12 protein-coding genes are annotated in these 13,005 nt (G+C 59.3%); 10 read left to right on the forward strand and 2 right to left on the reverse strand.

Annotated elements, in window-relative coordinates:
* Positions 1-65: 65 nt before the first annotated feature.
* The 3 genes from gatB to JT51_RS03725 all read left to right on the forward strand — a co-directional run bounded on the left by gatB (position 66) and on the right by JT51_RS03725 (position 2,739).
* On the forward strand, positions 66-1,577 hold the full coding sequence (gene gatB, locus JT51_RS03715; RefSeq protein WP_037307964.1) for an Asp-tRNA(Asn)/Glu-tRNA(Gln) amidotransferase subunit GatB: 1,512 nt from the start codon (positions 66-68) through the stop codon (positions 1,575-1,577).
* 187 nt (positions 1,578-1,764) lie between these two features.
* On the forward strand, positions 1,765-2,172 hold the full coding sequence (locus tag JT51_RS03720; protein WP_037309432.1) for a DUF4177 domain-containing protein: 408 nt from the start codon (positions 1,765-1,767) through the stop codon (positions 2,170-2,172).
* A 60-nt stretch (positions 2,173-2,232) separates the two neighbouring features.
* The gene (locus JT51_RS03725) at positions 2,233-2,739 is read left to right on the forward strand and encodes a GNAT family N-acetyltransferase (RefSeq protein WP_037307967.1); all 507 of its coding nucleotides are present in this window, start codon (positions 2,233-2,235) and stop codon (positions 2,737-2,739) included.
* Between the two features lie 39 nt (positions 2,740-2,778).
* Here the strand turns inward: JT51_RS03725 and JT51_RS03730 are convergent, their stop codons facing one another.
* On the reverse strand, positions 2,779-3,033 hold the full coding sequence (locus tag JT51_RS03730; RefSeq protein ID WP_037307970.1) for a BolA family protein: 255 nt from the start codon (positions 3,031-3,033) through the stop codon (positions 2,779-2,781).
* A gap of 108 nt (positions 3,034-3,141) precedes the next feature.
* On the opposite strand from JT51_RS03730, the gene JT51_RS03735 reads away from it, so the two are divergent.
* The 7 genes from JT51_RS03735 (at position 3,142) to JT51_RS03765 (ending at position 11,300) form a co-directional block, all read left to right on the forward strand.
* The gene (locus JT51_RS03735; protein WP_037307973.1) at positions 3,142-3,765 is read left to right on the forward strand and encodes a DnaJ domain-containing protein; all 624 of its coding nucleotides are present in this window, start codon (positions 3,142-3,144) and stop codon (positions 3,763-3,765) included.
* A 239-nt stretch (positions 3,766-4,004) separates the two neighbouring features.
* On the forward strand, positions 4,005-4,220 hold the full coding sequence (locus JT51_RS03740) for a hypothetical protein (RefSeq protein WP_037307977.1): 216 nt from the start codon (positions 4,005-4,007) through the stop codon (positions 4,218-4,220).
* 340 nt (positions 4,221-4,560) lie between these two features.
* Entirely contained in the window at positions 4,561-5,547 is a 987-nt protein-coding gene (gene cobS / locus JT51_RS03745) for a cobaltochelatase subunit CobS (RefSeq protein ID WP_037307980.1), read from the forward strand.
* Between the two features lie 127 nt (positions 5,548-5,674).
* Complete coding sequence (cobT, locus tag JT51_RS03750; RefSeq protein WP_037307983.1) at positions 5,675-7,552, forward strand: cobaltochelatase subunit CobT; 1,878 nt, start codon at positions 5,675-5,677, stop codon at positions 7,550-7,552.
* A 72-nt stretch (positions 7,553-7,624) separates the two neighbouring features.
* Positions 7,625-9,406 carry an aminopeptidase P family protein gene (locus JT51_RS03755; RefSeq protein ID WP_037307986.1) on the forward strand — a complete coding sequence of 594 codons (1,782 nt, stop codon included), beginning with the start codon at positions 7,625-7,627 and terminating at the stop codon, positions 9,404-9,406.
* 60 nt (positions 9,407-9,466) lie between these two features.
* Entirely contained in the window at positions 9,467-9,808 is a 342-nt protein-coding gene (locus tag JT51_RS03760; RefSeq protein WP_037309434.1) for a DUF427 domain-containing protein, read from the forward strand.
* Positions 9,809-9,926: 118 nt separating this feature from the next.
* Complete coding sequence (locus JT51_RS03765; protein WP_037307989.1) at positions 9,927-11,300, forward strand: DUF3179 domain-containing protein; 1,374 nt, start codon at positions 9,927-9,929, stop codon at positions 11,298-11,300.
* Here JT51_RS03765 and JT51_RS03770 read toward each other — a convergent pair.
* Entirely contained in the window at positions 11,297-12,982 is a 1,686-nt protein-coding gene (locus tag JT51_RS03770; RefSeq protein WP_037307991.1) for a chloride channel protein, read from the reverse strand. The two genes, JT51_RS03765 and JT51_RS03770, sit on opposite strands and share 4 nt — an antisense overlap.
* Positions 12,983-13,005: the final 23 nt, after the last annotated feature.

Raw genomic sequence — 13,005 nt, forward strand, 5'->3', positions numbered from 1 at the left:
CCTTGCCCCTAGGCCCCGCCGGGCCTAATACGCAGGTTTAGACTTCTGCGGAAATGAGGCGCGCCATGCTCGACCTGACATACGAAATGCCCACACCCAAAACCATTGCCGGGGCCAAGCACGATTGGGAACTGGTGATCGGGATGGAGGTGCATGCGCAGGTCTCATCCAATGCCAAGCTGTTCTCGGGCGCGTCGACCCAATTCGGGGCCGAGCCGAACTCGAACGTGGCGTTTGTGGACGCGGCGATGCCCGGTATGCTGCCGGTCATCAACGAATATTGCGTGGAACAGGCCGTGCGCACCGGGCTGGGCCTGAAGGCGGACATCAACCTGAAATCGGCGTTTGACCGCAAGAACTATTTCTACCCCGACCTGCCACAGGGCTATCAGATTTCCCAGCTGTACCACCCCATCGTGGGCGAAGGCGAAGTGCTTGTGGAAATGGGCGATGGCACCGCGCGGATCGTGCGGATCGAACGTATCCATATGGAGCAGGACGCAGGCAAATCGATCCACGACATGGACCCGCATATGTCCTTTGTCGACCTGAACCGGACCGGCGTCTGCCTGATGGAGATTGTCAGTCGCCCCGACATTCGTGGCCCCGAAGAGGCCGCCGCCTATATCGCCAAAATGCGCCAGATCCTGCGTTATCTGGGCACTTGCGATGGCAACATGCAGAACGGCAACCTGCGGGCGGACGTGAACGTGTCGATCTGTTTGCCGGGCGCTTATGAGAAATATCAGGAAACGCAGGATTTCTCGCATCTGGGCACCCGCTGCGAGATCAAGAACATGAACTCGATGCGCTTTATCCAGCAAGCGATTGAGGTCGAAGCCCGCCGTCAGATCGCCATCGTCGAAGGTGGTGGCACGGTCGATCAGGAAACCCGCCTGTATGACCCGGACAAAGGTGAGACGCGGTCGATGCGGTCCAAGGAAGAGGCACATGATTACCGCTATTTCCCCGACCCCGACCTGCTGCCGTTGGAAATCGAACAGGCGTGGGTAGATGACATCGCCGCCAATCTGCCGGAACTGCCGGACGACAAAAAGGCGCGGTTTATCACCGAGTTTAGCCTGACTGATTACGATGCCTCGGTTCTGACCGCCGAGGTGGAATCGGCCGCCTATTTCGAAGAGGTCGCCCAGGGCCGCAACGGCAAGCTGGCCGCGAACTGGGTCATCAACGAACTGTTCGGTCGCCTGAAGAAAGAAGACCACGGCATCACCGACTCGCCGGTTTCGCCCGCGCAGTTGGGTGGGATCATCGACCTGATCGCCTCGGACGCCATCTCGGGCAAAATCGCCAAGGATCTGTTCGAGATTGTCTATACCGAAGGCGGCGATCCGGCGCAGATCGTCGAAGACCGCGGCATGAAGCAGGTGACCGACACCGGCGCGATCGAGACCGCGCTAGACGAGATCATCGCCGCCAACCCGGCGCAGGTCGAAAAGGCGCAGGTGAACCCGAAACTGGCTGGTTGGTTTGTTGGTCAGGTGATGAAGGCCACCGGCGGAAAGGCCAACCCCAAGGCGGTGAACGAACTGGTCAGCAAAAAGCTGGGCTCGTAACCCTTTCGAGGTATCGAATGGTAGCGGCGGGGTTTGCGCAAAACTCTGCCGCTTTTCTTTTGCGTCATGCCCACCCCACGCCGGGTTCGCGCATCAGGTGCAGCGGAATTTGACCGATACGCGATGACCACTTTCCCAAAACCTACAACATGTTAGATTGCCCGGAACCGGCAACCAGGAAGATTTGATGCAGCGCTACGAATACAAAGTCGTCCCCGCCCCGCAAAAAGGCACCAAGGCCAAAGGTGTGAAAACCGCCGAAGGCCGATTTGCCGCAACAGTTGAACAATTGTTGAACCAGATGGGTGCGGACGGCTGGGAATACCAGCGCGCCGAACTTCTGCCCAGCGAGGAACGCGCTGGCCTGACAAGTTCGACCACGAACTGGCGCAATGTGCTGGTGTTTCGCCGCTCAGTCGACGCGGTTGCCGTGGATCAAAGCTTCGAAAAACCCGCTGAAAACACCGCACAAGCGCAACCCATACCGGGGCCAGAAGCGGTAAAAGCACCTGAACCAATTGCCGAAGAGGCCAAAGAGCCGCCACTGTCGTTGAAAGGCGCAGAGGACGATAGTGATCAGCCCGAGAAGTCTTAGGCCCGCACATCCCTTCAACGCCGATTTTCCAGTCCTGCGAACAATGGGCCTGACCCCGCTATGACATTGCGCCAAGCAGATGAGGCTGATGCCCCCAGCATTGCCGCGATTTCGATTGAGGTATGGATCGGCACCTATCTCAAACGCGGTGTAAATGCTGTTTTCGCTGAATATGCCCTGCGCGAGTTTACATCTGCCAAGATTGCGGGCCTGATATCCGATCCTGCGCAGTTCATGTTGGTTTCGGAAAACGATGAGGGGATAGATGGGTTCATCCGGTTGTCGTCAGCAAGCAAAGCGCCCGTGCGCGGGTGTTCGGACACCGAAATCTCAACCTTCTATGTTCAACCGCGCCATCACGGGAAAGGGATCGGCAAACGCCTGCTGAATGCAGCGCTTCAGCAGTGCCGAGACAGGGGCGTCACGTCTGTCTGGCTGGCCACCAATGCCGAGAATGATCCGGCAATCGCGTTCTATTTGAAGCAGGGTTTCCAACATGTTGGCGAAACTCATTTCCGCCTGAATGACGGCAGATATCTGAACAACGTTTATGCCCGACGTGTTTAGGGGACCGGCAGCTAAGTTTCTCTGCCAGAACCTGCGCCCTTACTCTGCGATATCAAGCGCCAGCGCGTGAATGCGCGGCACGATGTCGCCCAGCGCCTTGTGGACCGCGCGGTGGCGGGCAACGCGGGACTGGCCCTGAAACGCAACAGCGCGGATGCGGACGTTAAAATGGCTCTCGCCCCCCTCTTGAAAGCCTGCGTGGCCACGGTGGCTTTCGCTGTCGTCGACCACCTCAAGTTCACGCGGATCAAAGGCGGCCTGCAGACAGGCATGGATTTCATCGGTCACGTTCATTTTTTCGCTCAGCGGCAAATTATTTGCCGCCCCCCCTCTTCTACTTTTGGCTGCTTAGACTAAACTGCTGCCTCCGAGTCGAAAAGATGCGTTCGTAAGGATCACAGCATGACGAAATCAGACCCCTTTGGATTCGATATGTCCGTATCCAATGCCAAGAAGAAAAACCCGCGCGGACGACGGGGGATGTCGGGCGCTTCCGAGACATCGACCCGGATCTGTGATCACGAGGGGTGCGAAGAGGCGGGCAAGTTCCGCGCACCCAAGGCCCCCGATGTGCTGGATGACTTTTTCTGGTTCTGTCAGCAGCATGTTCGTGAATACAACAACACCTGGAATTTCTTCGACGGCACCACCGAGGCCGAACTGAACGCGCAGCGATCCAAGGACAAAGTGTGGGAGCGCGAGACCAAACCCATGGGCGACCCCGAGGCCCGTGCCTGGGCCCGACTTGGCATCGAAGACCCGCATCAGGTTCTGGGCGAGAACGCGACCAAGAACCCGGGCCGCGCCAATTCAGGCGGCCGCCGCCTGCCGCCCACCGAACGCCGCGCCGTCGAGATCCTGGAGGCGCAGGACAGCTGGTCCAAGGCCGAGATACGCAAGGCTTACAAGAAGCTGATCAAAGTTTTGCACCCGGACATGAACGGCGGCGACCGCAGCCAGGAAGAACAGCTGCAAGAGGTCGTCTGGGCCTGGGATCAGATCAAGGACAGCCGCAGTTTCAAATAGGGTTGGCTGTTTCATCAGACGAGATTTTGTTTGCTCCCGGCAGTGGATTGCCACGCTGCCGGGACGCCAGCCTGCCCTTTGAACAAAGGTCAGCGGGGCTGTATCACGGGTAAGATGTTTTCGCGTATCAGCGATCTGGCGTCAGCCGCTGTAAAAGAATTGTGAACTCGGCCTGATCTGACAAGAATTGATTTGGCATCTGTCGTCCTGCGAAGTTCAATGTGCGCAGGAGGACCACCATGCAAAACCCCGAAAGTTTCGAAAAGTTCTATTTTGCCAAGGTTGGCATGGGCGAAGCATGTGGCTGCGCCGAACGGGTTATCGATGTGTTCGAATTCAACCGCAAAGGCGGCGCGCAATCAAAACAGGCGCTGAAACAGGATCGGCGTAAAAGACGTTCCTTTCGGTCCTGGGCCGTCAAATATGGTCTGCTCAGCCGCAAGCGCCAGGCATGACGCGTCAGCTTGCCATCACCCCAAGTTTGTCCACCTGATTGACGGCCGCTGCAAACCGTAGGTTTTTGAGGTTTGCATGTGTCGAAATCCGCGATCATTCTGCTGCCCCCGGCTGCCAACACGGCCATGGTACCGCTTTGGTACCATTAGATTAACTCGAAGTGCTCCAAAGCACAGCGGCCGTCAGTCGGCCATCCCTTCCATTTTCATAAGGCCAGTTTCAAAGAAACTTCCTGTCACCTTTTAACCCGCGCGGCTTTCCCTTGCCCTTGCCCGCAATATGTTGCACCACACACGGGTTCATACCCGGCGAACGGGGCAAAGGATAAGGACAGGGCACATGGCTGACGGATTGATCGATATCAACGCAAAACCCACCGAAGAGATCTCGATCCGGGAGGTGTTTGGCATTGACAGCGACATGGCGGTCAAAGGTTTTGCCGAGCGCAGCGACCGTGTGCCTGCCATTGACCCGACCTACAAGTTCGATCCCGAAACAACGCTGGCAATTCTGGCGGGCTTTACCCACAATCGCCGCGTAATGATCCAAGGCTATCACGGCACCGGCAAATCGACCCACATCGAACAGGTTGCCGCCCGCCTGAACTGGCCCGCCGTGCGTGTAAACCTGGATAGCCACATCAGCCGGATCGACCTGATCGGCAAAGACGCGATCAAGCTGCGCGACGGTAAGCAGGTCACCGAGTTTCACGAGGGCATCCTGCCCTGGGCCCTGCGCAACCCCGTTGCCATCGTGTTCGATGAATACGACGCAGGCCGCGCCGATGTGATGTTTGTGATCCAGCGCGTGCTGGAACATGACGGCAAGTTGACCTTGCTGGACCAGAACGAGATCATCACGCCAAACCCAAACTTCCGCCTGTTCGCCACCGCCAACACCGTGGGTCTGGGCGATACCACCGGCCTGTATCATGGCACGCAGCAGATCAACCAGGCGCAGATGGATCGGTGGTCGCTGGTCTCGACCCTGAATTACCTGAGCCACGATGCCGAGACGATGATCGTCCTGTCGAAAGCGCCGCATTACAACACAGCCGAAGGCCGCAAGACCGTCAGCCAGATGGTCACCGTTGCCGACCTGACCCGAACCGCCTTCATGAATGGCGACCTGTCCACGGTGATGAGCCCGCGAACGGTGATCAACTGGGCGCAAAACGTCGAGATTTTCCGCGACGTCGGCTATGCCTTCCGCCTGTCTTTCCTGAACAAATGTGACGAGCTGGAGCGCCAGACTGTTGCCGAGTTCTATCAGCGCTGCTTTGATGAGGAACTGCCCGAAAGCGCCGCAAGCGTGAGTTTGGGGTAAACCGTTACAGTAATTGCGCCCTGACAGGGCGCAATGCCTCCGGCGGGGATATTTTAGGCCAGATGAAGGCAAATCCGGTTAGTCTGTAAAAACGGCGCTGTTCGCTTCGAAAAAGGTTCTGAGGGATATGGCACAGAAAAACGACAATCCTGCTGATCCGTTCAAGAAGGCTTTGGCCGAGGCCACCAAGGTTATGGCCGACGATCCTGAGCTGAACGTCAGCTATACGGTTGATCCGTCGGGTATGACGGGCGAGTCGATGCGGCTGCCTCAGGTCAGTCGCCGTATGACGCGCGAAGAGGTTCTGTTGGCTCGTGGCACGGCGGATGCTTTGGCGCTGCAGCGCAGATATCATGACGAAGCGACCCATTCACGTTATGCGCCGCCGGGCGATATGGCACGCGATCTGTATGAGGCGATGGAAGTTGCCCGCTGTGAGGCGATGGGCGCCCGCGACATGCCCGGAACGGCGTCGAATATCGACGTCAAGATCGGGCATGAAGCATTGCGGCGCGGCTATGACCAGTGCAAGCAGCCAGCGGATGCGCCTTTGTCCGTGGCCGCCGGTTATCTGATCCGGCATCTGGCGACAGGCCGGGATTTGCCGCCTGCGGCTGACAATATCATGAACCTGTGGCGCGGATTCATCGAAGAGCAGGCCGGCAGCGTACTGGAAAACCTCGACGAGGTGCTCTCGGATCAGGCCGAATTCGCCAAGTTCGCGCGGCAGATGATCAAGGATTTGGGATACGGCGACCAGCTGGGCGACGACCCCGATGAGCTGGACGACGAACAGGAAGATCAGGCCGAGGAAGACGCCGAGGAACAGCCCGATCCTGACAGCACCGGACAGGATGATCAGGACGAACAGGACGCGGATGCGACCCCTGAACAGACACAGGAAGAACAGCAGGACCAATCTCAGGCCCAGGTCTCGATGGATGAGATGGCTGAGGACGAGATGGGTGATGAGGCCGAGATGCCCGAGGGCGAGGCCCCGATGGAGCCGCCTGCCCCGCCCGCCGCATCCGAGGCCGATCCTGATTACAAGGTTTATCTGAACACCCACGACGAAGAGATCGCCGCCGAAGATTTGGCGGAACCCGCCGAGCTGGAACGCCTGCGCGCCTATCTGGATCAGCAGCTTGAACCGCTTAAGGGCGCGGTCAGCCGCTTGGCCAACAAGTTGCAGCGCCGGTTGCAGGCGCAGCAGAACCGCAGTTGGGAGTTCGACCTTGAGGAAGGCATTCTGGATGCGGGCCGTCTGGCGCGCGTGGTGGCGAACCCGACCACACCGCTGAGCTTTAAGGTCGAGAAGGATACCGAATTCCGCGACACCGTGGTGACGCTGCTTTTGGACAATTCGGGCTCGATGCGTGGGCGTCCGATTTCCATTGCGGCCATTTGCGCCGATGTTCTGGCGCGGACGCTGGAGCGCTGCAATGTGAAGGTCGAGATTCTGGGTTTTACCACCCGGGCGTGGAAAGGCGGTCTGGCGCGTGAGGCGTGGCTGAACGATGGCCGCCCGCAGCAACCTGGGCGTCTGAACGATCTGCGCCATATCGTCTATAAAGGCGCTGATGCGCCGTGGCGACGGGCGCGGCCCAATCTGGGGCTGATGATGAAAGAGGGCCTGCTGAAAGAAAACATCGACGGCGAGGCGTTGGAATGGGCGCATCGGCGGATGCTGGCACGGCGCGAGCAGCGCAAGATTCTGATGGTGATTTCCGATGGTGCGCCGGTGGATGATTCAACACTCAGCGTTAACCCCGCGAATTATCTGGAAAAACACCTGCGCGATGTGATTGCGATGGTCGAAAAGCGTAAGATTGTTGAATTGCTAGCCATTGGGATCGGTCATGACGTGACCCGATACTATGACCGCGCGGTAACCATCACGGATGTCGAGCAGCTGGCGGGCGCAATGACCGAACAGCTTGCCGCGTTGTTTGACAGCGATCCACGCGCGCGGGCACGTGTGATGGGGATGAAGAAGGTCAGCTGAAGCTGGTCTTGCCTCTGGCAGGAGTATTTTCCAAAAAGGTATGGGGCAAACCCCGCGTGCAAGAGGTATGAGATGTTTCAGTCTTTCAAAGTAACTGCGCGTCCTGAACAGGGACCTCCAAGGTTGGCCGCGTTGCGGAGCGTCATGGAAGACGAAGGGTTGGACGGGTTTCTGATCCCGCGCGCGGATGCACATCAGGGTGAATATGTGGCCCCAAGGGATGAACGGTTGGCCTGGCTGACCGGCTTCACCGGGTCCGCCGGGTTTTGCGCCGCGCTTAGGGATGTTGCGGGCGTGTTTATCGACGGGCGATATCGGACACAGGTCAAGGCGCAGGTCGCGGCCGAATTCACGCCCGTTCCCTGGCCCGAAGTCAGCCTGAGCACTTGGCTGAAAGAGCATCTGCCCGAGGGCGGAAAAGTGGGCTTTGACCCCTGGCTGCACGCGGCGGGTCAGATTGCCAGCACGCAAAAGGAACTGGCTGGCAGCGGGATCGAATTGGTGCGCTGTGACAATCTGGTGGACTGGGTGTGGCCGGATCAGCCGGACCCTCCGATGAATCCGGTCAGGGCGCATCCGATTGCCTTCGCCGGGGAAACGGCCGACAGCAAGATTGCCCGTCTGGCCGACACCGTGCACGAGGCAGGCTGTGCGGCGGCAGTGATCACATTACCGGATTCGATCATGTGGCTGCTGAACATTCGCGGCTCGGACATCGGGTACAACCCGGTGGCGCATGGCTTTGCCATTCTGCATTCCGACGGGATGGTGGATCTGTTCATGGCCGCCGAAAAGCTGACTGCGCCTTTGGGTGAACCGGTTCGGGTCCATCCGCCCGAGGGGTTTCTGGAAGCGGTCGCAAGGCTGGATGGCAAAGTTCAGGTAGACCCGGGATCCTTGCCGCAGGTGGTGGCGGATGTACTGCAGGACCGGATGGTGGATGGCGGCGATCCCTGCGCCCTGCCCAAAGCCTGCAAGAACCCGGCCGAGATTGCTGGCAGCGCCGAGGCGCATCTGCGTGACGCAGTGGCCGTGATCGAGACATTGTGCTGGCTGGACGCGCAAGCCCCCGGCAGTTTGACCGAAACGCAGGTGGTCTCGCAGTTGGAGGAGAACCGGCGCAAGGACAATGCCTTGCAGGATATCTCATTCGATACCATTGCAGGCACCGGGCCAAACGGTGCAATCATGCATTACCGCGTGACCGACGAAACCGACAGCCGACTGGAGAACGGGCACATTCTGGTGCTGGACAGCGGCGGGCAATATCTGGACGGCACCACCGACATCACCCGCACCATCGCGATCGGAGAGGTCGGCGACGAGGAAAAAGCCTGTTTTACGCGGGTTCTGAAGGGCATGATCAACTTGTCGATGCTGCGCTGGCCCGCTGGGCTGGCCGGGCGCGATATCGAATGTATCGCACGCGCACCGCTTTGGGCTGCGGGGCAGGATTTCAACCATGGTGTCGGCCACGGCGTTGGCGCGTATCTAAGCGTTCATGAAGGTCCGCAACGCTTGTCCAAAGTCAGCCATGTGCCTTTGCAGCCTGGCATGATCCTGTCGAATGAGCCTGGATACTATCGCGAAGGGGCCTTTGGCATCCGGATCGAGAATCTGGTGGTTGTGCAAGACGCCCCCACCCCACCCGGCGGCGACGCCGAACGCGCGATGCTGAACTGGCGGACGCTGACCTATGTGCCCATCGACCGCAGGCTGGTCGTGGTCGACATGCTGGCGACGGCGGAACGTGATTGGTTGAACGCTTATCACCGAGACGTTGCGGAAAAAATCCGCCCAAGGCTGGGCGATCAGGCGCAACTGTGGTTGGATGCCGCAACCGCGCCGATCTGATACCGGACTGTTACAATGTCCGGTCAGACGAGAGGCCCAGAAGAGGACGAGGGAAAAAAGATGGTTGAGATCACGATTCGCAAAGCACCCGGCAAATGGAGCGTTCGTTCGGGCGGCGCGATTCTGGGCGAAAGCACCGGTGCGCTGGAACTGCTGGAAGGTGATCTGGCCCCTGTAATCTATTTCCCCCGCGCGGATATTGCGATGGCGTTTCTGGACGTCACCGACAAGGTCACCCATTGCCCGCACAAGGGGGATGCCACGCATTTCTCGATCGTCAACAAATCCTCGGTCACTGAAAACGCCGCGTGGAGCTATGAGGATCCGCTCCCGGCCATGGCCGAGATCAAGGGCTATGTCGCCTTCTATCCGGCAGAGTCGGTGAAGGTAGAGCAGATATAACGACCGCCAATCGCCAAGACGGCTTTGGTCTCGATACTCACACCCTGCTCACGTCTCTGTTGCATGCATGTGAGCCATAAGCGGTGCAATATCGACATGGACACCACCGGAGGATGCCATGTCGATCACGCGCCGCAGTTTTGCTGGAATGTTGGGGGCCGCCGCAGCCGGTTTGCCCGGTGCGCTTTGGGCGCAGCAGGATCAGGTGCTACAGGCCGTCAGGTCCACCCTGTACGGTAGCAATGCGGAATTCGAACAGGGCATGGCCTTTCTGGTGCAACGCGGCAAACCGGACGTGGTGCCCGCCCTGCTGACCGGAATGCGCTATGGTCGGCGGCGCAGCGATGAGATCGCGCAGGTCATGCGCACACTGACCGGGCAGAACAACCTTGGCACCGATTGGTTCGACTGGATGCTGTGGCAGGAAAAGAACCCGCAACTGGTTCCGCACCCGTCGCTGATCCCGTTCAAGCGCGAGGTTCTGCTGGGAATCGACAGCAACTTTGACGACTTTCTGCGCCCCGAATACCTGCAGCGGGACAAGATGAAAATCCGGCTGGAAGAGATCACATGGGGCGGCGTGCGAAAGGATGGCATCCCGTCGCTGGACGATCCGACCCTGATCCCGGCGGCGCGCGCCAGCTACCTCAAGGACGATGATCTGGTGTTCGGCGTTTCGATCAACGGGGACGAGCGCGCCTATCCGCTGCGGATCATGGGTTGGCACGAGATGTTCAATGATGTGATCGGCGGGGTGCCGGTGGCGCTGGCCTATTGCACGTTGTGCGGGTCGGGCATCCTGTTTGAAACGCAAGTTGCGGGGCGGCGGAAACCGCTGATCTTTGGCTCGTCCGGATTCCTGTATCGCTCCAACAAGCTGATGTTCGACCGCGAGACGCATTCACTGTGGAACCAGTATACTGGCAAGCCGGTTGTTGGCCCCCTGGTCAACAGCGGGATCGCGTTAAATCAGCGTCCGGTGGTCATCACCACCTGGAAAAGCTGGAAGGCGTCACATCCGAAATCAAAGGCTCTGTCGCTGAAAACAGGGCATCGGCGGAATTATGGGTCGGGTGTGGTTTACCGCGAATACTTCGCCTCGCCCGAATTGATGTTCCCGGCGCTGGTTGATCAATCCGCGCATAAGCAAAAGGAATACGTCTTTGCCATTCGCCAATTTGGCGCTGCGCGGGCCTGGCCGTTGAAGGCGTTCGGCAATACGCGCGTGATCAACGACGCGATTGCCAACCGGCCTTTGGTTCTGATCGGCAATCCGAACAAGCGCGCGGTGCGGGCGTATGAGCGGGCATCCCACAAGTTCACCGCGTCAGAAGGGGGGCTGGTTGATCAGGCAGGTCAGAAATGGACCCTGACCGAAGAGGCGCTGATTGGACCAGATGGCACGCAGCTGCCGCGTGTGGCCGGGCATATCTCATACTGGTTCGCGTGGGATAATTATCTGGGCGATGCCGCCACGGTATATCCGGGTTAGGAATGCTCCTCGGCGGCAGTGGCCGCCAGTGCGCGGTTATATGCCTTAAGGGCGTCGATATGATACAGCGCGCCGACCGGGTTTTCACAGCCGTCTTTGTCAATCACCACGACCGGAATACAGGGGATATCGTCACGGTCAAAATAGGGCATCGCCGCTTCAAGCGTGGCGCTGGCCTGAACGCATAGTCCCTGTTCGATCAACTCCTGCGCTTCGGCTTTTGTGATTGACCGCGCATCGCCGATGGGCCGCATCACCGCCCCCGCCCGTAGCATGGCCAGCAGATAGGCCTGCGGCCCCGCAGCAAGATGCACGTTGCGACGCTCTAGCTGGGTCAGGAAGAACGAGCGGTCTACGAGGCGTGAGGCCAACGCCGTGGACATCGAAACCGAAACCATCACCGCCAGCCCGATCTGCCAGTCTCCGGTCAGCTCGAACACGATCAGTGTGGTCGAAATCGGAGCGCCCAGAACGGCGGCGGCCACGGCCCCCATTCCGGCGAAGGCGTAAAGCGTGTGAGTGCCCGACACATCCGGCAGCAGACCGGTGGCGATCAGGCCAAAGGCCAGCCCGGTCAGCGCTCCGATCATCAGCGAGGGCGAAAAGACACCGCCCCCCATGCGCCCGCCCATGGTAATGGCCACGGCCACTGTTTTGATCACGGCAAACAGGATCGCGGTCGTCAGCACCAGATCACCGGTCAGGGCGCGGATCGTCGTCTCATACCCGACGCCGATGATATGCGGAAACCAGATCGCCATCAGACCCAGCATCGCCCCCGAAACAGCCGGGCGCAGCCAGCCCGGCAAGGACAGACGGTTTTGGATATGGCTGCCAATATCCTCGGCAAAGAAGATCGAGCGCATCAGCAACAAAGATACCAGACCGCAGATCAGACCCAAGATCAGAAAGGCGGGCAATTCCACATAGAATTGCAGCGAGCCCGGCGTTTCCAGTGCAAATTCGGTAACGTCACCATATGCCAGCCGGTTGATCACCGTGCCCGCGACCGAGGCGATGACGATGGGCGCAAAAGCGTGCACGGCGAAATGGCGCAGCACCACCTCAAGCGCGAACAACGCGCCCGCGATGGGGGCGTTGAAACTGGCCGAAACGGCAGCCGCCACAGCACAGCCCAGCAAGTCACGCCCGGTGATGCCGTCAGCATGGATGCGGTTGCTGACCCAGGTCGAAATCACCCCTGCCATATGAACCACTGGCCCTTCGCGGCCTGTGGACCCGCCCGTACTGAGAGTGACCAGCGAGGCGAAGAAGGATGCGATCCCGGCTTTGGTTTCCACCCGACCGTCGGTGACGGCGGCCCCCTCGATCACATCCGCGACCGAGCGCACACGCCCGTCATCAGTGAATTTGTTCAGAATTACGCCCACAATCAGGCCACCGATGATTGGTGTGATCAGGATCACGATCCAGGGCAGTTTTTCGGCATGGCTGTGCAGCAGCAGAATGTCTTCGGTGTCATAGACATAAGCCTGAAGCGCCGCGATTGCCTTGCGAAACCCCAGCGCCATGAAACCCGCCGCGATACCGATGGCCAGCGCAATAAACCAGAACTGAATCTGGCTGGGCCCACGCCGCCGCATCACCCGCCACGCATCCTTCATCGCGGCCAAAGCCTGATTAAGCTGATTGCGCAGAACAGTGCGGGTGGATTGGGTCATTGGCCCTCGGGGATCATGTCATA

The sequence above is a fragment of the Ruegeria halocynthiae genome, assembly GCF_000743705.1.
Classification (GTDB): domain Bacteria; phylum Pseudomonadota; class Alphaproteobacteria; order Rhodobacterales; family Rhodobacteraceae; genus Ruegeria; species Ruegeria halocynthiae_B.

Coding starts and splice junctions, on each gene's coding strand:
- JT51_RS03740 (WP_037307977.1), top strand. CDS start 4,005: ATGCAAAACCCCGAAAGTTTCGAAAAGTTCTATTTTGCCAAGGTTGGC.
- JT51_RS03770 (WP_037307991.1), bottom strand. CDS start 12,982: ATGACCCAATCCACCCGCACTGTTCTGCGCAATCAGCTTAATCAGGCT.
- cobS (WP_037307980.1), top strand. CDS start 4,561: ATGGCTGACGGATTGATCGATATCAACGCAAAACCCACCGAAGAGATC.
- cobT (WP_037307983.1), top strand. CDS start 5,675: ATGGCACAGAAAAACGACAATCCTGCTGATCCGTTCAAGAAGGCTTTG.
- JT51_RS03730 (WP_037307970.1), bottom strand. CDS start 3,033: ATGAACGTGACCGATGAAATCCATGCCTGTCTGCAGGCCGCCTTTGAT.
- JT51_RS03755 (WP_037307986.1), top strand. CDS start 7,625: ATGTTTCAGTCTTTCAAAGTAACTGCGCGTCCTGAACAGGGACCTCCA.
- JT51_RS03720 (WP_037309432.1), top strand. CDS start 1,765: ATGCAGCGCTACGAATACAAAGTCGTCCCCGCCCCGCAAAAAGGCACC.
- JT51_RS03765 (WP_037307989.1), top strand. CDS start 9,927: ATGTCGATCACGCGCCGCAGTTTTGCTGGAATGTTGGGGGCCGCCGCA.
- JT51_RS03725 (WP_037307967.1), top strand. CDS start 2,233: ATGACATTGCGCCAAGCAGATGAGGCTGATGCCCCCAGCATTGCCGCG.
- JT51_RS03735 (WP_037307973.1), top strand. CDS start 3,142: ATGACGAAATCAGACCCCTTTGGATTCGATATGTCCGTATCCAATGCC.
- gatB (WP_037307964.1), top strand. CDS start 66: ATGCTCGACCTGACATACGAAATGCCCACACCCAAAACCATTGCCGGG.
- JT51_RS03760 (WP_037309434.1), top strand. CDS start 9,467: ATGGTTGAGATCACGATTCGCAAAGCACCCGGCAAATGGAGCGTTCGT.